This is a genomic window from Citrobacter sp. L55, from assembly GCF_002850715.1.
Lineage (GTDB): Bacteria > Pseudomonadota > Gammaproteobacteria > Enterobacterales > Enterobacteriaceae > Citrobacter > Citrobacter braakii.
This window is the reverse complement of the sequence record NZ_KZ559405.1, coordinates 1-19,154: the sequence shown is the minus strand read 5'-3', so window position 1 is coordinate 19,154 and position 19,154 is coordinate 1. Positions and strand designations below refer to the sequence as shown.

At 54.5% G+C, this 19,154-nt stretch carries 17 protein-coding genes; 14 read left to right on the top strand and 3 right to left on the bottom strand.

Translation table 11 applies throughout. The features are described 5' to 3' along the window. The first annotated feature begins 40 nt into the window (after positions 1-40). A complete protein-coding gene (locus B9P82_RS15265) occupies positions 41-1,609 on the top strand; it encodes a formylglycine-generating enzyme family protein (protein WP_046276300.1) in 1,569 nt (522 codons plus the stop codon). A 110-nt stretch (positions 1,610-1,719) separates the two neighbouring features. On the opposite strand, the gene B9P82_RS15260 is transcribed toward B9P82_RS15265, so the two are convergent. Then, the gene (locus B9P82_RS15260; RefSeq protein WP_016151916.1) at positions 1,720-3,108 is read right to left on the bottom strand and encodes an APC family permease; all 1,389 of its coding nucleotides are present in this window, start codon (positions 3,106-3,108) and stop codon (positions 1,720-1,722) included. A gap of 387 nt (positions 3,109-3,495) precedes the next feature. Next, on the bottom strand, positions 3,496-4,914 hold the full coding sequence (locus B9P82_RS15255) for a glutamine synthetase family protein (protein WP_101700571.1): 1,419 nt from the start codon (positions 4,912-4,914) through the stop codon (positions 3,496-3,498). Between the two features lie 211 nt (positions 4,915-5,125). Here B9P82_RS15255 and puuD point away from each other — a divergent pair, with 211 nt between their 5' ends. From puuD to cbdX, 13 genes are all read left to right on the top strand, one after another. Then, the gene (gene puuD, locus B9P82_RS15250; RefSeq protein ID WP_016151914.1) at positions 5,126-5,890 is read left to right on the top strand and encodes a gamma-glutamyl-gamma-aminobutyrate hydrolase; all 765 of its coding nucleotides are present in this window, start codon (positions 5,126-5,128) and stop codon (positions 5,888-5,890) included. Positions 5,891-5,915: 25 nt separating this feature from the next. Further along, positions 5,916-6,473, top strand: coding sequence for an HTH-type transcriptional regulator PuuR (puuR, locus tag B9P82_RS15245; RefSeq protein ID WP_016151913.1), 558 nt, complete (start codon positions 5,916-5,918; stop codon positions 6,471-6,473). A gap of 137 nt (positions 6,474-6,610) precedes the next feature. Further along, positions 6,611-8,098: an aldehyde dehydrogenase PuuC gene (puuC, locus tag B9P82_RS15240; RefSeq protein WP_016151912.1), complete on the top strand. Its 1,488-nt coding sequence runs from the start codon at positions 6,611-6,613 to the stop codon at positions 8,096-8,098. 2 nt (positions 8,099-8,100) lie between these two features. Continuing rightward, complete coding sequence (locus B9P82_RS15235; protein ID WP_016155784.1) at positions 8,101-9,381, top strand: NAD(P)/FAD-dependent oxidoreductase; 1,281 nt, start codon at positions 8,101-8,103, stop codon at positions 9,379-9,381. Positions 9,382-9,589: 208 nt separating this feature from the next. Continuing rightward, a complete protein-coding gene (gene hyaA / locus B9P82_RS15230; RefSeq protein WP_046276297.1) occupies positions 9,590-10,717 on the top strand; it encodes a hydrogenase 1 small subunit in 1,128 nt (375 codons plus the stop codon). Next, the gene (hyaB, locus tag B9P82_RS15225) at positions 10,714-12,507 is read left to right on the top strand and encodes a Ni/Fe-hydrogenase large subunit (RefSeq protein ID WP_016155782.1); all 1,794 of its coding nucleotides are present in this window, start codon (positions 10,714-10,716) and stop codon (positions 12,505-12,507) included. The genes hyaA and hyaB overlap by 4 nt, the downstream gene beginning before the upstream one ends. Before the next feature lie 18 nt (positions 12,508-12,525). Further along, positions 12,526-13,260, top strand: coding sequence for a Ni/Fe-hydrogenase b-type cytochrome subunit (gene hyaC, locus B9P82_RS15220; RefSeq protein WP_101700570.1), 735 nt, complete (start codon positions 12,526-12,528; stop codon positions 13,258-13,260). Continuing rightward, positions 13,257-13,838 carry a hydrogenase 1 maturation protease gene (hyaD, locus tag B9P82_RS15215; protein ID WP_101700569.1) on the top strand — a complete coding sequence of 194 codons (582 nt, stop codon included), beginning with the start codon at positions 13,257-13,259 and terminating at the stop codon, positions 13,836-13,838. Before hyaC ends, hyaD begins: the two co-directional genes overlap by 4 nt. A gap of 5 nt (positions 13,839-13,843) precedes the next feature. Further along, on the top strand, positions 13,844-14,251 hold the full coding sequence (hyaE, locus tag B9P82_RS15210) for a hydrogenase-1 operon protein HyaE (RefSeq protein ID WP_101700568.1): 408 nt from the start codon (positions 13,844-13,846) through the stop codon (positions 14,249-14,251). Next, positions 14,244-15,101 (top strand): hydrogenase expression/formation protein, encoded by an 858-nt coding sequence (locus B9P82_RS15205; RefSeq protein WP_101700567.1) that lies wholly within the window; start codon positions 14,244-14,246, stop codon positions 15,099-15,101. The genes hyaE and B9P82_RS15205 overlap by 8 nt, the downstream gene beginning before the upstream one ends. A gap of 89 nt (positions 15,102-15,190) precedes the next feature. Further along, positions 15,191-16,735 carry a cytochrome bd-II oxidase subunit 1 gene (gene appC / locus B9P82_RS15200; protein ID WP_101700566.1) on the top strand — a complete coding sequence of 515 codons (1,545 nt, stop codon included), beginning with the start codon at positions 15,191-15,193 and terminating at the stop codon, positions 16,733-16,735. 11 nt (positions 16,736-16,746) lie between these two features. Next, the gene (gene appB, locus B9P82_RS15195; RefSeq protein ID WP_101700565.1) at positions 16,747-17,883 is read left to right on the top strand and encodes a cytochrome d ubiquinol oxidase subunit II; all 1,137 of its coding nucleotides are present in this window, start codon (positions 16,747-16,749) and stop codon (positions 17,881-17,883) included. 13 nt (positions 17,884-17,896) lie between these two features. Next, a complete protein-coding gene (gene cbdX, locus B9P82_RS15190) occupies positions 17,897-17,986 on the top strand; it encodes a cytochrome bd-II oxidase subunit CbdX (protein WP_016151902.1) in 90 nt (29 codons plus the stop codon). Positions 17,987-18,537: 551 nt separating this feature from the next. Here cbdX and B9P82_RS15185 read toward each other — a convergent pair. Next, a partial coding sequence (locus tag B9P82_RS15185) for a primase-like DNA-binding domain-containing protein (RefSeq protein ID WP_246842131.1) occupies positions 18,538-19,154 on the bottom strand: 617 nt, incomplete at its 5' end.

Genomic DNA, 19,154 nt, shown 5'->3' with positions numbered 1-19,154 from the left:
CCTACTTGCCCAAGGCATTTATCATTTGCGGAGAACGTCCATGACCCTTACCCCTTCCACATTATCACGCTGGCTGGCGCTGACTCTGCTGGTGAAGATGTCACCCGTGCTGGCCGAACCGTGGGCAGAGAAAATCTATAACCCCAAGCCGGATAGCGAAGATATTATTTTGCCCATGCCCTGTGAAGGCTCCATGGTTTTCCGTCAGGTAGAAATCCCGGTCTCAGGTCCTCTGGATGATATGCCGATCACCTTAGGAGAAGATGGCGGAGAATGGGGTTTTGTTGAACACAGTTATCCAACCTTCATCGCCGGTAGCTTTACCGAAAGCAAAAAAAACAAAGGTCGTTACTATTTGATGGCCAAATATGAACTGACAGCATTGCAATACCAGGCATTAACCAGCGGTACCTGTCCCACGCCATCACGTAAGTTAAGCATCGCAGAAACCAATATCAGTTGGTTCGATGCAGTAAATTTTGCCGATAAATATAACCAGTGGTTACGCACGAATGCTCTCGACAAATTACCGAAAGAGGATGGCAACCCTGGATTTTTACGTCTGCCCACTGAAGTAGAATGGGAATTTGCAGCACGCGGCGGCCTCAAGGTAAACAGTGCGGAATTCCGTGATTCCCACTATCCGATGGATGACATGAAAAATTACGAGTGGTATTCCGGGTCGCAGTCCTCTAACGGCAAAGTACAGCTCATTGGGCTGTTGAACCCTAACCCCCTCGGCCTACACGATATGCTGGGCAACGTCTCTGAGATGATGTTCACCCCATTTTATCTCAATAAAATCAACAGACTTCACGGCCAGGCTGGTGGTTTTGTGGTTCGCGGAGGCAGCGTCATCTCGAATGAATCAGAGATCCGTAGCGCGACCCGTAAAGAAATTAACTACTACGATGAAGCCCATCCTTTCACCAGCAAAACCACCGGCCTGCGTCTGGTACTGGTCTCTCCGACCATTACATCAACAGACCGAGTGAAACAGCTGGAGAAAAATTGGGCTGCTCTCGGCGCAGATAAACCAGGTATAGATAAGAGCAAAGAAGTCCCCACAGACACCGCAAAAGCGCTGGGAAGCCTGGCATCAGGCATTGAAGACACAGAGCTGAAAAAGAAACTGAAGGATCTGGAAAATCAGCTCCGCGCCAGTAATCAGCAACAACAGGAAGAACGGGCACAATCGATCCGCGCCAGCCTTAACCTCGGCTCCTTCCTTTGCACAAAATTGCAGGATGATGGCCGCTTTCTTGACTTCCTCAATCACAACTATGAATTGCTGTGTAAGGATAAAGATGACAGTGATAAAAATTGCGCGATCCGAAAAACAAAACTTGGTGAGCAAACAGATCGCCTGCAACAGCTGACGAGTTACTACGCCAGTAGTCTGGTTGATTCAGCCACGCTTTATGGTCAGGAAGGTCTGAAACATGAAGTGATGGTTTTCGATCAAATGCTCACACTGAACAAACGTCTTGCAGGCCTTAAGCCATTCCTCGCCGCGCACTGGCAGAACCAGCAACAATATCTGGCAAACGGGAAAATTGATGCAACCAGATGGTTGGATACATGTAAGCAAATTAAAAGTGATCATTGATTTCACTCTGATTAAACGCACATGAATAAAAGGGGCTTACCCTGGCAGTTCGCCCCTTTAGTGACTAACAGAGTTCACAAGTTGGTTGATAACTCACCCTTTGGAAAAAGTCACTCCCAGGCCTGCTCAGATTTCGCGGCGTCAAACTGCGGCGGCGGCTTGCGGAAACGTCCGGTCAGGTAGGCGAGATACACCAACCCCACGCCAGCCCATACCAGTCCCAGCGTCAGCGATGTCACCTCCAGGTTCACCCACAGTACGGCAACGGTGGCGGCGCCGACCATTGGCAATACCAGGTAGTGCAACTTTTCCTGCCAGGTATGCTTACGCCCTTCACGACGCCAGAAGTGGTTAAACACGGACAAATTAACGAACGTAAAGGCCACCAGCGCGCCAAAGTTAATCAACGCCGTGGCGGTTACCAGGTCAAAAAACAGGGCCGAGAGTGCCACAATCCCGACCATAATGACGTTCAGCGCGGGTGTACGCCATTTCGGATGGACATAGCCGAAGTACTTCTCCGGGAAGACGTTATCGCGGCCCATCACGTACAGCAGACGCGAAACGCTGGCATGGGACGCCAGACCTGACGCCAGCGTATTCACAAAGGTCGTACACAAGAAAATAGACTGGAACAGTTTGCCGCCGACGTACAGCGCAATCTCCGGCAGCGCCGCGTCCGGATCTTTAAATCGGCTAATATCCGGAAAAAACAGCTGCATAAAGAACGAGGCAGCAATGAAGATCAGTCCGCCGTAAAGCGCGGTAAGGAAAATTGCTTTTGGAATGGTACGCGCGGCATCCGGTGTCTCTTCAGAGAGCGTGGTTACCGCATCAAAACCGAGAAACGAGAAGCAGACGATGGTCGCCCCGGTGATAATCGGGATCAAATGCGCATTCTGGCTGATAAACGGTTGCAGCGACCAGACGGTCCCAACCCCTTCGCCTTTGTGCAGCCCCTGCACCACGAGAACAATGAACACCACGATTATCGCGACCTGCACCAGTACAAACAGCGCATTGAAGTTCGCCACCAGATTAACGCTTTTCAAATTGGCCGCGGTGAGGATCGCTACAAACATCACTACCCAAATCCATGGCGCAACGCCCGGGAACAGCGCGGAAAGGTAAATTTTCGCCAGCAGGACGTTAATCATCGGCAGGAACAGGTAATCAAGCAGGGACGACCAGCCGACCATAAACCCCACATGCGGGTTGATTGCTTTTTGCGCATAGGTGTAGGCCGAACCGGCTTGTGGAAACTGGCGTACCAGCTTTCCGTAACTGATGGCGGTAAACAGCACGCCCGCCAGGGCCAGCAGATAGGAGGCCGGAACATGGCCATTGCTGATACCCGAAACAATACCAAAAGTGTCAAATACCGTCATCGGTGTGAGATAGGCCAGCCCCATCACCACCACCTGCCACAGCTTGAGGGATTTACGCAACTGTGCTTTGCCCGGCTGGGCCGCGAGATCCACAGAAGAATTAGTCGACATAGCTTTCCTCCCCGCCACGGGCCCAGATCTGCGTTCGAAACGTGGGTACAGCAGACCTGGGTCGTGTCGGGGTGGAAAGCCAAAAGAAAGGCGTCAATGTTGCACGGCACAGATGCGGTCCGTACTTACTGCGGGAGCCATGGATGCTCACGCGGGGCGGGTTTTTAAACATTGGCATCATCACATTTCCTCGTCACAAACTCTGTCGGTTATCTGAAGACCCGTTGTCGCAAGCCGCTCCATTACGCGACATCCGGGAAATGGCAGGTGATCCTGCAATATTGACGGGCTGGCTCCGCTCAGACCGCATGATGCGACTTCTTTTTTTCAATGACCAAACAATGCGTACAGGCCCGACAAACATTCCGCCGCCGGGCCACATTCCTATCAGGCGTTTTTCAGCATCCACTCAATTTCAGTGTCGGTAATCAGGCGTTCAAACTGGATCAGTTCATCGTGTTTACAGGCGTGATACACATGGCTAAAACGCTCCCCGAGCAACTCACGCAGACTGTCATTTTGCATGAACTCCCACAGCGCATCGCTCTGGCGGATCGGGAACGGTAGCCCTTCCTGCTCCAGGCCGTTACCTTCCACCTCTTCCTGCAACGGCAGCTCGTTATCCAGCCCATGCAGGATCCCCGCCAGAATGGTCGACATCACCAGATACGGGTTGGCGTCAGCCCCCGCCACGCGATATTCAACCCGATGGTTATCACGATCGCCGCAGGGAATGCGCAGCGCCACCGTACGGTTGTTGTGCCCCCAGGAAGCCTGGGTCGGAACATACATCCCCGGCTGGAAGCGGCGATAAGAGTTCACATTCGGCGCCAGCAGCGCCATTGACGCAGGCATCAGATCAATCATCCCGGCAAGCGCACGCTTTAGTAACGCGGAATCATCGCCATTCGCATCGGCTAACACGTTCTCGCCTTTATTATTCATAATGCTGATGTGGATATGCATTCCGCTACCGGCATGCTCCTCATAAGGTTTTGCCATAAACGTGGCATGCATCTTATGTTTCTCCGCCACCAGCCGTACCAGGCGTTTCAGCGCCAGCGCGTCGTCGCAGGCGTCGAGTACGTTATCGGTATGGTAGAGGTTGATTTCAAACTGCCCAGGGGAGGCTTCAGCCACCGCGCCGTCAGCCGGGATCAGCTGCAAACGGGCCAGTTCATCGATATCGTTCAGCACATCAGCAAAGTGGTTCAGGTTATCAACCGAGTAAACCTGACTTTGCGTATTCCGATCGTCCGTTCCAGGCGCGCACGGCGGCTGCAGATAACCTTCGGGATCGCGCTTACGATCGAGTAAATAGAACTCCAGCTCTACCGCTACGACGGGGAACAGACCGCGCTGGCGAAGTTTCTGCCAGAGTCGGTTAAGTACGTTCCGCGGCTCAACGTCAAAGGGAGCGCCATCTTCATCCAGCATCGTCAGCATCATCTGCGCAATACATTCCGGATCGGCGGCCGAAGGCGTTAACGTGCCAGGCACCGGGACACAGGTCCGATCCGGTTCGCCAAGCTCCTGGCCTAATCCCGCCTCTTCGACCACATTGCCAAGAATATCCATCGCGAAAACGGATGCCGGGAAATAGCAGCCTTTCTCTAACTTGTGTAACCCGGCGACGGGAATGCGTTTACCACGAAAACAACCATTCAGGTCGGTTAACAGCACATCCACGAACTGCGTGTTGGGGTAGCGCTCCAGATACTGCTTAACTTCACGCACAAACGCGCTACTTCGTCTCTCTTCAGAATGCTGAACAAAATTCTCAACTTCTACGATATTGGTTTCCATGATTCACCGCCGTTGGCCTGTAAGCTGTTCTGTGATTTGACTGTTAAATATAATGTCCACTCTTCGACTCTGGATGCAAACAAATTGTTTGTCAAATGTTAAATTAAGTTTGCTAGAAGGTTATTCCACTGCTAGATTGAGAAAATAATGAACGGAATGGCATAACAAGGAACCGTTTGGCAATAATTTATTCCAAAACGTGAGGTCGATCATGGGCAATATATTTGACAAGCCAGTTATTGGTGTAGTGATGTGTAGGAACAGGCTTAAGGGTCACGAGACCCAGACTCTGCAAGAAAAGTACCTGAATGCAGTATTGAACGCCGGTGGATTACCGATAGCGATTCCCCATGCGCTTGCGGAACCCGAATTACTGAACGCGCTGTTACCGAAACTGGATGGTATCTTCCTGCCAGGAAGCCCAAGCAATGTGCAGCCGCACCTCTATGGTGAAAATGGCGATGAGTCTGACGCCGATCCCGGGCGTGATCTTCTGAGCATGGCGCTAATTACCGCCGGGCTCGAAAGGCGCATTCCCATTTTCGCCATCTGCCGGGGCTTACAGGAATTAGTTGTCGCCACTGGCGGGACTCTGTATCGTCGCCTGTGCGATCACTCACAGTTCCTGGAACATCGTGAAGATGCGGAACTCCCGGTGGAGCAGCAATATGCGCCATCTCATGAAGTCCAGGTTCAACAGGGAGGATTGCTATCTCAGCTAATACCAGGTTGCAGCACGTTTTGGGTTAACTCCTTGCATGGTCAGGGCGCAAAAACCCTTGGCCCGCAACTGCGCGTGGAAGCACGCTCGCAGGATGGATTAGTGGAAGCAGCCAGCGTTCACGACCATCCTTTCGCGCTTGGCGTGCAGTGGCACCCGGAATGGAACAGTAGCGAATACGCCCTGTCGCGTTTGTTACTTGAAGGTTTTATCACCGCTTGTCAGAACCACCTCGCTGAAAAACAGCGACTCTGACCACTACAGTTAAGGAAATGCAATTATGAGCGATGACGGCCTGGCGCCGGGTAAACGTTTGTCAGAGATCCGCCAGCAATTGGGTCTTTCACAGCGTCGTGCCGCCGAACTGTCTGGGTTAACGCATAGCGCCATCAGCACCATAGAGCAGGATAAAGTCAGTCCTGCCATCAGTACGCTGCAAAAGCTATTGAAAGTTTATGGGCTGTCGCTCTCCGAGTTCTTCGCGGAACCGGAAAAGCCTGACGAACCGCAGGTGGTTATCAATCAAGATGATTTGATTGAGATCGGGAGTCAGGGAGTATCCATGAAGCTGGTACACAACGGAAATCCGAATCGTACGCTGGCCATGATGTTTGAAACCTATCAGCCAGGTACGACAACCGGGGAGAGAATTAAACACCAGGGTGAAGAGATTGGGACAATACTGGAAGGTGAAGTGATACTGACCATCAACGGTCAAACGTATCATCTTGTTGCAGGACAAAGTTATGCCATTAACACCGGTATACCACACAGCTTCAGCAACACCTCGGCAGGGATCTGCCGCATCATCAGTGCCCACACTCCTACCACTTTCTAATAAGTAGCGGCCTGAGTTTCTCAGGCCTTCTTAAATAACGCGCATTAACAGGGTACATCCCTGGGGCATCGTGCAGCCTGATTTTGCCTGAAAAGATCAGCAACGAACTTTATCTTATTGATATAAAAGGAGTAGCTATGAACTTTCAGAATCTTAAATATTGGCGTGAGAAAGCCAGCCATTATTCGCCGGAGACCCGTTTATTTATTAACGGCGAATATTGCGCAGCCGCCGATAACGAAACCTTTATTACGCAGGATCCGGCAGGACAACGCCCGCTCGCCAAAGTCGCCCGCGGCAAAAAAGCGGATGTAGACCGCGCGGTCACCGCAGCCCGCACCGTGTTTGAACGCGGAGACTGGTCGCAAGCATCACCCGCAGAGCGCAAGGCAGTCCTGCACAAGTTCGCCGATTTAATGGAGCAGCATCACGAGGAGCTGGCGCTACTGGAAACGCTCGACACCGGTAAACCGATTCGCCATAGCCTGCGTGATGATATTCCAGGCGCGGCACGCGCCATCCGTTGGTACGCCGAAGCAATAGATAAAGTCTATGGCGAAGTGGCCACCACCTCGGTGAGCGATCTGGCGCTGATTGTGCGCGAGCCGGTGGGCGTCATTGCGGCCATCGTGCCGTGGAATTTTCCCCTGCTGCTGGCCTGCTGGAAACTTGGCCCGGCACTGGCTGCAGGCAACAGCGTGATCCTCAAACCTTCAGAAAAATCACCGCTGACCGCCATTCGCCTTGCTGCGTTGGCAAAAAAAGCAGGTTTGCCAGATGGCGTTCTCAGCGTGGTGAGCGGATATGGCCACGAAGCGGGCCAGGCGTTGTCGCAGCATCCGGATGTTGATGTGATCACCTTTACCGGCTCGACCCGCACCGGCAAGCAACTGCTCAAAGACGCTGGCGACAGCAATATGAAACGCGTCTGGCTGGAGGCCGGTGGTAAAAGTGCCAACATCGTTTTTGCCGACTGCCCGGATCTGCCGAAAGCCGCCGCCAATGCTGCAGCAGGCATCTTCTATAACCAGGGTCAGGTCTGTATCGCCGGTACGCGTCTGTTACTGGAAGAGAGTATTGCCGACGAGTTCATCGCCCTGCTGAAAGAGCAGGCGAAAAACTGGCAGCCGGGCAACCCGCTGGATCCGGAAACCACGATGGGCACGCTTATCGACAACGCGCATGCCGACACCGTGCATGGTTTTATTCGCGACGGTGAAGCACAAGGCACGCTGGCGCTGGATGGTCGCAGCCACGTCCACCCAGCGGCTATCGGCCCGACTATTTTTGTCGATACAGCCCCGCAAGCCCACGTCAGCCGCGATGAGATCTTCGGCCCGGTGCTGGTCGTCACCCGTTTTAGCAGCGAAGCCGAAGCCCTGGCGCTGGCCAACGACAGTGACTACGGCCTGGGGGCCGCGGTCTGGACCCGCGATCTGTCGCGCGCCCACCGCATGAGCCGTCGCCTGAAGGCCGGTTCGGTCTTCGTTAATAACTACAACGACGGTGATATGACTGTGCCGTTCGGCGGTTATAAGCAAAGCGGCAACGGGCGCGATAAGTCCCTGCATGCGCTGGAAAAATTTAGCGAACTGAAAACCATTTGGATCTCCCTGGAGCCTTAATCATGACTGAACATACCAGCAGTTATTACGCCGCAAGCGCCAATCAGTACGAACCGTTTCCCACCCTTAGCGAGTCGGTTAGCTGTGATGTTTGCGTCGTGGGCGGTGGATATACCGGACTCTCCTCCGCCCTGCACTTAGCGGAGATGGGTTACGACGTAGTGCTACTGGAATCCGCACGTATTGGCTTCGGGGCCAGCGGACGTAACGGCGGTCAGTTGGTGAACTCCTACAGTCGCGATATCGACGTCATCGAGCGCACCTATGGCCCGGACGCCGCCAAAATGCTTGGCAGCATGATGTTTGAAGGCGGTAATATCATCCGCGAACGTATTAAGCGTTATCAGATCGAATGCGACTATCGCCCCGGCGGACTGTTTGTGGCGCTGAACCACAAGCAGATGGAAACGCTGGAAGAGCAGAAGTCGAACTGGGAACGCTACGGCAACACGCAGCTTGAACTGTTAGACAGCAGCGAAATTCGTCGCGAAGTCAGCAGCGATCGTTATGTCGGCGCGCTGCTCGACCACAGCGGTGGTCATATTCATCCGCTGAACCTGGCGATTGGCGAAGCTAACGCCATTCGTCTGAACGGCGGGCGCGTCTTCGAACAGTCGCCGGTCACCCGTATCCAGCACACCAGCCCGGCGGTGGTCAGCACCGAAAAAGGTCAGGTTACGGCCCGCTTTGTGATCGTCGCGGGCAACGCCTACCTCGGCGACAAACTCGAGCCTGCGCTGGCAAAAAGCAGCATGCCATGCGGCACACAGGTGTTAACCACCGAACCGTTGTCTGCGGAGATGGCACGCTCGCTGATTCCAAAAAACTACTGTGTAGAAGATTGTAACTATTTGCTGGATTACTACCGTCTGACCGGCGATAACCGCCTGTTGTACGGCGGCGGCGTGGTCTACGGCGCCCGCGATCCAGACGATATTGAACGTCTGGTAATGCCGAAACTGCTGAAAACCTTCCCGCAATTGCAGGGGGTAAAAATTGATTACCGCTGGACCGGTAATTTCCTGTTAACGCTATCTCGCATGCCGCAGTTCGGCCGTCTTGATACCAACATTTACTATATGCAGGGCTACAGCGGCCACGGCGTGACCTGTACCCACCTGGCAGGACGTCTGATTTCTGAACTGCTGCGCGGGGATGCCGAGCGTTTTGACGCTTTCGCCAAACTGCCGCACTACCCGTTCCCGGGGGGGCGCAGCCTGCGCATTCCGTTTACCGCCATGGGGGCGGCATATTACAGCTTACGCGATCGCCTTGGGGTTTAAGTTCTTCCGCAATAAACCCGACGCACAGGGCGGTCTCCCCTGTGCGTTTTTTTATTCCCGGACAGTGAAAAACAGGAAACGGGCACGAAAATATCGCAATAGGACATAACCCTACACTTTGCATTGTTTCTCCCCGCTGATCGGATAGGCTTTTTTAGATTATCGCTGGCGACGTGGCCAGAACTCAACGGGGGAAGAAACGCGTGTTATGAATACGAATAACGAGGAGACCTTTTATCAGGCGATGCGCCGCAAAGGGGTGAGTCGACGCAGTTTTCTCAAATATTGCAGCCTCGCAGCAACATCGCTTGGGCTGGGAGCCGCAATGACGCCCAGAATAGCCTGGGCGCTGGAAAACAAACCCCGGATCCCGGTCGTCTGGATCCACGGGCTGGAATGCACCTGTTGCACCGAATCATTTATCCGCTCCTCTCACCCACTCGCCAAAGACGTCATCCTCTCCCTGATTTCTCTTGATTACGACGACACCCTGATGGCCGCCGCCGGAACGCAGGCCGAAGAGGTATTTGAAGACATTCTGAGCCGCTACCACGGCCGATACATTCTGGCCGTCGAGGGCAATCCTCCGCTGGGTGAACAAGGAATGTTCTGCATCAGCGGCGGGCGACCGTTTATTGAAAAGCTAAAAAGAGCCGCGGCAGGCGCCAGCGCGATTATCGCCTGGGGAACCTGTGCCTCCTGGGGCTGCGTGCAGGCCGCACGGCCTAATCCAACCCAGGCAACGCCGATCGATAAGGTGATCACCGATAAACCAATCGTGAAAGTGCCCGGCTGCCCGCCGATTCCGGATGTCATGAGCGCCATCATTACCTATATGGTGACGTTTGATCGTCTGCCTGAACTCGATCGTTTGGGGCGTCCGCTGATGTTCTATGGTCAGCGTATTCACGACAAATGCTACCGCCGCGCCCACTTTGACGCCGGGGAGTTCGTTGAGAGTTGGGACGATGACGCTGCCCGAAAAGGCTATTGCCTGTACAAAATGGGCTGCAAAGGGCCTACCACTTATAACGCCTGCTCCACCACCCGCTGGAATGGCGGCGTTTCTTTCCCCATCCAGTCCGGTCATGGGTGTCTGGGATGTTCAGAGAACGGCTTCTGGGATCGCGGTTCGTTCTACAGCCGCGTGGTCGATATCCCGCAGATGGGGACGCATTCAACCGCCGATACCGTGGGCCTCACCGCGCTTGGCGTGGTGGCCGCCAGCGTCGGTGTCCACGCAGTCGCCAGCGCCGTCAATCAACATAACCGTCACAAACAGCAATTAGCCGACGCCGGACAACAGTCGCCAGACAATGAGGATAAACAGGCATGAGCAATTCGTATCAAACCCAGGGATATACGGTCAATAATGCCGGCCGGCGCCTGGTTGTCGACCCCATTACGCGCATTGAAGGGCATATGCGTTGTGAGGTGAACATTGATGAGCAGAACATCATCACCAACGCGGTGTCCTGCGGCACCATGTTCCGTGGACTGGAAATTATTCTGCAAGGGCGCGACCCGCGCGATGCCTGGGCGTTTGTCGAACGAATTTGCGGGGTGTGCACTGGCGTACATGCGCTCGCATCGGTCTATGCCATTGAAGATGCCATTGGCATCAAGGTGCCCGATAACGCCAACATCATTCGCAATATTATGCTGGCGACGTTGTGGTGCCACGACCATCTGGTCCACTTTTACCAGCTAGCCGGAATGGACTGGATTGACGTTCTGAATGCCCTGAAAGCCGACCCGCGCGCAACCTCGCAGTTGGCACAAAGCCTTTCTGCCTGGCCTATGTCCTCCCCGGGCTACTTCTTTGACGTACAAAACCGCCTGAAGAAATTTGTCGACGGCGGTCAGTTGGGGATTTTCCGCAACGGTTATTGGGGACATCCGCAGTACAAACTGTCGCCAGAGGCTAACCTGATGGGCTTTGCCCATTATCTGGAAGCGCTCGATTTTCAGCGCGAGATTATCAAAATCCATACGGTGTTTGGCGGCAAGAATCCGCATCCTAACTGGATTGTCGGCGGCATGCCATGCGCTATCAATATCGATCAGAGCGGCGCGGTTGGCGCGGTCGATATGGAACGTCTTAACCTGGTACAGTCGATCATCACCCGCACCGCCGACTTCATCAACAACGTCATGGTTCCTGACGCGCTGGCTATCGGCCAGTTCAACAAACCCTGGAGCCAGATTGGCACCGGGCTGTCTGATAAGTGCGTCTTAAGCTACGGCGCGTTCCCGGATATTGCCAACGACTTCAGCGCGAAGAGCCTGTTGATGCCTGGCGGCGCGGTCATTAACGGTGATTTTAACAACGTCATGCCGGTGGATCTGGCCGATCAGCAGCAAATTCAGGAGTTTGTCGATCATGCCTGGTACCGTTATCCGGACGATCAATTAGGTCGTCACCCGTTCGAGGGGATTACTGAACCCTGGTACAACCCCGGCGATGTCAAAGGCAGCGATACCGATATCCAGCAGCTCAACGAACAGGAACGCTACTCGTGGATCAAAGCCCCGCGCTGGCGCGGACACGCCATGGAAGTTGGACCGTTGGCGCGTACGCTGATTGCCTATCACAAAGGGGATGCCGCCACGATTGAATCCGTCGATCGCATGATGTCCGCACTCAAACTGCCGCTGTCGGGTATGCAGTCGACGCTGGGGCGTATTTTATGCCGCGCGCACGAGGCGCAGTGGGCCGTGAGCAAGCTGCAATATTTCTTCGACAAGCTGATGACCAACCTGAAAAACGGCAATCTGGCTACGGCGAATACCGAAAAATGGGAGCCTGCAAGCTGGCCGCAGCAGTGCCGTGGGATCGGTTTTACCGAGGCGCCGCGCGGAGCACTCGGTCACTGGGCATCGATTCGCGACCAGAAGATCGATGTGTATCAGTGCGTAGTGCCGACCACCTGGAATGCCAGCCCGCGCGATCCGAAGGGGCAAATTGGCGCCTACGAGGCGGCGTTGATGGGCACCCAAATGGCGATACCGGATCAACCACTGGAGATCCTGCGCACCTTGCACAGCTTCGACCCCTGCCTGGCATGTTCAACCCACGTCCTCGGCGACGACGGCAGCGAACTTATCGCAGTCCAGGTTCGCTAAGCGTTAAGGAACGGAACGATGACTGGAAAGATATCCCCACGCGTCGGGGAGGCGCGTGATACCGCCGTCAGCCACTATGTGTTTGAAGCGCCCGTACGCTTGTGGCACTGGCTGACAGTGGGCTGCATGTTGGTTTTGATGGTAACCGGATACTTCATTGGCCGACCACTGCCGTCGGTCAACGGCGAGGCCACTTACCTGTTCTACATGGGCGACATCCGGTTAGTGCATTTCGCCGCAGCCATGGTGTTTACGGTGATACTGCTGGGTCGCATTTACTGGGCCTTCGTCGGCAATCGCTATTCACGCGAGCTGTTTATCGTGCCGGTCTGGCGTCGCAGTTGGTGGCAGGGTGCCTTTTCGGTGGTGCGTTGGTATCTGTTCCTGGAAAAAAAACCGGGAGAAGATATCGGCCATAACCCCGTCGCGCAGGCGGCGATGTTCGGTTATTTCCTGCTCTCAGTTTTTATGATCCTCACCGGTTTTGCCTTATACAGCGAGCATAGCCAGTACACCATTTTTACCCCCTTCCACTATGTGACGGAGTTTTTCTACTGGACCGGCGGTAACTCTCTCGATATCCACAGCTGGCATCGGTTGGGGATGTGGTTCATCGCCGCCTTCATCATCGGTCATGTGTATATGGCTATCCGCGAGGACATCATGTCTGACGATACCGTCATCTCAACCATGATCAACGGCTATCGTAGCCACAAATTTGCCAAACGCCAGCATGATAAGGAGGCGTCATGAGCGAACCTAACGTCATCGTGATGGGCTTAGGCAACCTGCTGTGGGCAGATGAAGGATTTGGCATTCGCGTTGCCGAACGCCTGTACGCCCACTATCACTGGCCGGAATGGGTAGAGATTGTCGACGGCGGCACGCAAGGGCTGAATCTGCTGGGCTACGTTGAGCAGGCCAGCCATTTGTTGCTGCTGGACGCCATCGACTACGGACTCACGCCAGGCACTTTGCAATCCTACGCCGGTGAACAAGTCCCCAGTTACCTCAGCGCCAAAAAAATGAGTCTGCATCAGAACAGCTTCTCCGAAGTGCTTGCTCTGGCGGAGATTCGCGGTCATCTGCCCGCCCACATCGCCCTCGTAGGACTACAGCCGGTGCAGCTGGACGACTATGGCGGCAGCCTGACCGACATCGCGCGCGCTCAGCTCCCGGCGGCAGAACAAGCCGCGCTAAGGCAACTGACCGCGTGGGGCATCGCGCCACAGACAATCGATGAAACGCGTTGCCTGAACTATGAATGCCTGTCGCTGGAAAACTATGAAGGCGTGCGTATTCGCCAGTATCGTGTAACGCTGGAGAGATAAGCAACATGTTGAATGACAAACCATTTTCTGCGCTATGGCAACGCATGCTGGCGCGCGGCTGGCAACCGCTGACCGCATCTGAACTGGATGACTGGGTAACGCGTGTGCGTGATGGCGTGCTGCTGCTCAGTAGCGATCCCCGCCGCACGCCAGAAGTCAGCGATAACCCGGTAATGATTGCCGAGTTGCTCCGCGAGTTTCCCCAGTTTGACTGGCAAATCGCTATGGCGGATCTCGAGCACAGCGAGGCTATCGGCGATCGTTTTGGCGTATTCCGCTTCCCGGCCACGCTGGTATTTATCCACGGCGAGCTGCGCGGCATTCTCAGCGGCATCCACCCGTGGGCCGACCTGCTCAACCTGATGCGCCCCCTCGTTGAAGAACACATCCCCCGGAGCCTGCAAGATGAGTGATACCTTTTTTCATCTACTGGGACCGGGAACCCAGCCGGGCGATGATAGCTTCAGCATGAATCCCTTGCCCCTCACCTGCCAGGTCAACAGCAGCCCCAGCATGGCGAGGCTGGAAAACTGTCCGCACAGCCCGGCGGTGATGGCATTGTTAGCCGACGTGCGCCACCAGCTTAGCCAGAAAATCCCCGCAAAACAGGACGTGCTGGGATGGGATTTATCCACGCTCAACGCAGACGACCTCACGTTTTTGAATACGCTGCTCGGCGAAGGCGAAGTTTCCGTGCGTATCCAGCAGGCTGACGGCAGGGCGAGTGAGATTCAGGAATCTATTTTCTGCGGAATCTGGCGGGTGCGTTGCCAGAATGACTTGGGTCAATGGGAGGAGCATCTGGAGGCAGGCAGCGCGCCACGGGCGCTGTGGCAGGCAGCAACAATCACGACGCTGCCAGACGATAGCCTGTTGCCTCCGCCCGTCGATGGGTTGATGAATGGCCTGACGCTGGCTCAGGAACTGCTGGCGCACGTGCGCGATCCGGCCACGCAACCTCATAGCATTAACCTCACCCAACTCCCGGTTAGCGATGCGGATCGCCAGTTCCTCTCCCGCCTGTGTGGCGAAGGACGCATTCAGATCCGCACCATCGGCTACGGCGAGAGCCAAATCGACGCCACGGCGCTGCGCCATGTCTGGCATGTGCGCTGTCTGGATACCCTGAAAGGGCTTCTGCTCGAGAGTTATGAGATCTGTCCATTACCGGAACTGGTACTGGCTGCTCCGGAGGATCTGCTCGACTCGCTCCAGCGCCTGGATGAAGTCTGTAGCTGGCTGGCATCCGGCCCGCCGACCTGATCCCCTTCTCCCGACCCGCATACTTTTCTGCTGCGGGTCTGGCGTTTTCTTCCTTATCTATTCACTCTCTAATGCCTGATGGAGTTCGCATGTGGGACGTCATTGACTTATCGCGCTGGCAGTTTGCGCTGACCGCGCTGTACCATTTTCTGTTTGTTCCCCTGACGCTGGGGCTGATTTTTTTGCTGGCCATCATGGAAACCCTGTTCGTGGTGACGGGCAAAACAGTCTACCGCGACATGACGCGTTTCTGGGGAAAGTTATTCGGTATTAACTTTGCGCTCGGTGTGGCGACCGGCCTGACCATGGAGTTTCAGTTCGGGACTAACTGGTCGCTCTATTCCAACTATGTGGGCGATATTTTCGGTGTCCCGCTGGCGATGGAAGCCTTGATGGCTTTCTTTCTTGAATCCACATTCGTGGGGCTGTTCTTCTTCGGCTGGCAGCGCTTAAACAAGTACCAGCATTTACTGGTGACCTGGCTGGTAGCGTTTGGCTCCAATATCTCTGCCCTGTGGATCCTCAACGCCAACGGCTGGATGCAATATCCAACGGGCGCTCACTTTAATATTGATACCCTGCGCATGGAGATGAGCAGCTTTAGCGAGCTGGTTTTTAACCCCATCAGCCAGGTGAAATTTGTGCATACCGTGATGTCCGGTTATGTCACAGGCGCCATGTTTGTGATGTCCATCAGCGCCTGGTATCTGCTGCGTGGTCGCGCTCGCGAGTTCGCCCTGCGCTCCTTCGCGGTAGGTTCCGTCTTTGGCACACTGGCTATCCTCGGCACTCTGCAACTGGGAGATAGCTCAGCCTATGAGGTCGCCCAACGCCAGCCGGTAAAACTGGCGGCAATGGAAGGGGAATGGCAAACCGAACCGGCACCTGCGCCCTTTCATGTGATAGCCTGGCCGCAACAGGAGCAAGAGCGTAACGCCTTTTCCGTGAAGATACCGGCCCTGCTGGGTATCCTGGCGACTCACTCTTTAGATACGCCAGTTCCGGGGCTGAAGAACCTGATGGCAGACGCGCTACCCCGCCTGCAGCGGGGCCGGGAAGCATGGTTGCTGATGCAGGAAATCGCCAAAGGTAACCGCACGCCTCAGCTACTGCACGCTTTTCACGCCGTGGAAAAAGATCTGGGTTACGGCATCCTGTTGGCAAACTACGCCCCAGACATGAACCATGTCACACCAGCGCAATATCAAGCCGCACAACGCGGCGCTATTCCGCAAGTCGCCCCCGTGTTCTGGAGCTTTCGCATCATGATTGGGTGCGGTTCCCTTCTGCTGCTGGTGATGGCGATTGCGCTGATACAGACCTTACGCTGGCGTATCGACCAGCATCGCTGGGTACTGCACATAACGCTGTGGAGCCTGCCGCTACCGTGGATTGCCATTGAAGCAGGCTGGTTTATGACGGAGTTTGGCCGCCAGCCGTGGGCGATTCAGGATATTTTGCCGACCTGGTACGCCCACTCTGCGCTGAGCGCGGGCCAACTGGCCTTCTCCATGGGGCTAATCCTCACACTTTACACCCTGTTTTTAATTGCCGAAGTCTACCTGATGCAAAAATACGCGCGTCTTGGTCCAGATGCGATGCAACGTCAACAACCGGCACAACAACAGGAATAAAGGAGAGCATCATGTTGGATTATGAAACGTTGCGGCTCATTTGGTGGCTGCTGATTGGCATTATTCTGGTGGCCTTTATGGTCACTGACGGGTTTGATATGGGGGTCGGCTGCCTGTTACCGCTGATCGCGCACAACGATGATGAACGTCGGGTGTTAATCAATAGCGTAGGGGCGCACTGGGAAGGTAACCAGGTGTGGCTCATTCTGGCGGGCGGCGCATTATTCGCAGCCTGGCCGCGCGTCTATGCTGCCGCATTTTCGGGGTTTTATGTGGCGATGATTCTGGTGCTGTGCGCCCTTTTCTTTCGTCCGTTGGCCTTTGATTATCGCGGTAAAATAGCGAATGCACGCTGGCGCGCCATGTGGGACACCGGGTTGGTTATCGGCAGCCTGGTGCCACCGGTTATCTTCGGCGTCGCCTTCGGCAATCTGTTCCTGGGGGTGCCTTTTGTGTTCACACCACAATTACACTTGCAATATCTGGGCACTTTCTGGGATTTGCTCTCTCCTTTTGCCCTACTGTGCGGCGCATTAAGCCTGATGTTGGTCATTATGCAGGGGGGCGTGTGGCTCCAGTTGAAAACCGACGGCATTCTTCACCTGCGCGCGCTGTCTGCCACCCGCCGCAGCGCGATGTTAGTGGTGCTCTGCTTCCTGTTAGCCGGGTATTGGCTGTGGACGGGGATTAATGGCTATGTGCTGCTTAGCCAGGATCCTAATGGTCCGTCCAACCCGCTATTAAAGGCAGTAACGACCGCACCGGGCGCGTGGATGGCGCACTTTGAAAATTCACCACTACTGTTGGTTATTCCGCTGTTGGGCATGATTTTTCCGATGCTCGCGATCTATGCCTGCGGGCAACGTCGGGCCGTGTGGGGATTTCTGTTTGCTTCATTGACCCAGACCTGCGTGATCTTCACCGCTGGAATCACCCTGTTTCCATTTGTGATGCCATCCAGCGCATATCCACTCTCTAGCCTGACGGTGTGGGACAGTACCTCCAGCCAGATGACGCTCAGTATCATGCTGGTTATCGTGCTGATTTTCCTACCGATAGTTCTGCTTTATACCTTGTGGAGTTATTACAAGATGCTGGGACGAATCAACGTAGAAACAATCCGCCGCCACAACCACGAACTTTATTAGGGAGGACTGTACGATGTGGTATCTGTTTTGGTTTGTCGGCATTCTGCTGATGTGCACGCTCTCTACGCTGGCGCTGGTCTGGCTTGAGTCACGGCAGAAATAGCCCTGCGCGTGCGTTACGCTTCCTGGCTCCCCTGTTTATTCGGGGAGTCTTTATTCGTTCACACAAAAGCAGCATGGCTGTACCCAACCCCTGGTTAGCACCAAGCTTATCTATAAACCGCAGAGTGGTGCTGCAATGGACGTGTTCGAAGAGCCGAAAGGAAATGAGAAGCTATAGAGTGCTAAACCAGTGCGCGAGACAAAAGTAAGGGGATTTATTGAAGATGTGTAGTTGTAACTGATTGATTGAATGGTGCGATAATAGGAGTCGATAAATAGAAAAAATCAATTGATTTTATTGAAAAAATTAATATCGAAGAATAAACCTATACACACCCCTATACACATTGGCGGATGCGTTCATTTTTCGCACAACCTCAAACTACGAAAAAAACTTTTTTTACGGAAAACTGTTCACACTGTTCACTCGCCATTATTTGTCTTTAATTTCAATGTGATATGCTGTGAATAGTCCGTGAACAGTGAACACTTTACTGTTCACTTTCCGGGATTTCAGGTAAAAAAAGACCGGCTCATGCCGGTCCGGGTAGGTTATGTCGCGGTAGTTTCATCGCACCGGGGCAGCCAGTCGGCGTTGCTTTCCTCCCTGAGCGCAAGGTTCGTCTGTATCCCCTGATTTGTTCGTCGCTTACCGTAATTCAGCCCGTACTCTTTCAGCATCGATGACAGCCCTTTGCCGAACATGGTCAGGCTGAGGGTGTTCTTGTAGCCGTGCGCCTCCATGTAAACCAGATAGGCGTGATACAGGTACAGGCGCGGCTGTCGCGGGATGATATTCGCATTCCCCATATACATACCGTCAGGCTCGGGCAGTGCCTCCAGATAGCCACAAAAATCGAATGTCGGGTCAGCGTCGCGCTTGATGCTGAGTGCCTCGTCGGAGTTCTGCTGCGACTGCAGCAGTGTACGCGCCGTCATCGGGTCGCTGAACGTCTGCATAAGCTGGCGCACGATGACGGCCAGCTCGCGGGCGATTTTATCTTTCAGTTTAGGGTCGCGTTCTTCCGGGGCTATCTGTTCCGGGAAATGCATTATCACCCGGCGACGCGACACGCCGCCGCTGCGGTCGGTGAAGCGCATCGGATTGTTGTTTACGGCCAGTATCACCGCCGGAATGTGGGTGGAATACGCATCGCGGTATTTCGGGT

Bases quoted from the DNA above. Each gene is read 5' to 3' on its own strand.
- B9P82_RS15265 (WP_046276300.1), top strand. From the start codon at position 41: ATGACCCTTACCCCTTCCACATTATCACGCTGGCTGGCGCTGACTCTG.
- B9P82_RS15260 (WP_016151916.1), bottom strand. From the start codon at position 3,108: ATGTCGACTAATTCTTCTGTGGATCTCGCGGCCCAGCCGGGCAAAGCA.
- B9P82_RS15255 (WP_101700571.1), bottom strand. From the start codon at position 4,914: ATGGAAACCAATATCGTAGAAGTTGAGAATTTTGTTCAGCATTCTGAA.
- puuD (WP_016151914.1), top strand. From the start codon at position 5,126: ATGGGCAATATATTTGACAAGCCAGTTATTGGTGTAGTGATGTGTAGG.
- puuR (WP_016151913.1), top strand. From the start codon at position 5,916: ATGAGCGATGACGGCCTGGCGCCGGGTAAACGTTTGTCAGAGATCCGC.
- puuC (WP_016151912.1), top strand. From the start codon at position 6,611: ATGAACTTTCAGAATCTTAAATATTGGCGTGAGAAAGCCAGCCATTAT.
- B9P82_RS15235 (WP_016155784.1), top strand. From the start codon at position 8,101: ATGACTGAACATACCAGCAGTTATTACGCCGCAAGCGCCAATCAGTAC.
- hyaA (WP_046276297.1), top strand. From the start codon at position 9,590: ATGAATACGAATAACGAGGAGACCTTTTATCAGGCGATGCGCCGCAAA.
- hyaB (WP_016155782.1), top strand. From the start codon at position 10,714: ATGAGCAATTCGTATCAAACCCAGGGATATACGGTCAATAATGCCGGC.
- hyaC (WP_101700570.1), top strand. From the start codon at position 12,526: ATGACTGGAAAGATATCCCCACGCGTCGGGGAGGCGCGTGATACCGCC.
- hyaD (WP_101700569.1), top strand. From the start codon at position 13,257: ATGAGCGAACCTAACGTCATCGTGATGGGCTTAGGCAACCTGCTGTGG.
- hyaE (WP_101700568.1), top strand. From the start codon at position 13,844: ATGTTGAATGACAAACCATTTTCTGCGCTATGGCAACGCATGCTGGCG.
- B9P82_RS15205 (WP_101700567.1), top strand. From the start codon at position 14,244: ATGAGTGATACCTTTTTTCATCTACTGGGACCGGGAACCCAGCCGGGC.
- appC (WP_101700566.1), top strand. From the start codon at position 15,191: ATGTGGGACGTCATTGACTTATCGCGCTGGCAGTTTGCGCTGACCGCG.
- appB (WP_101700565.1), top strand. From the start codon at position 16,747: ATGTTGGATTATGAAACGTTGCGGCTCATTTGGTGGCTGCTGATTGGC.
- cbdX (WP_016151902.1), top strand. From the start codon at position 17,897: ATGTGGTATCTGTTTTGGTTTGTCGGCATTCTGCTGATGTGCACGCTC.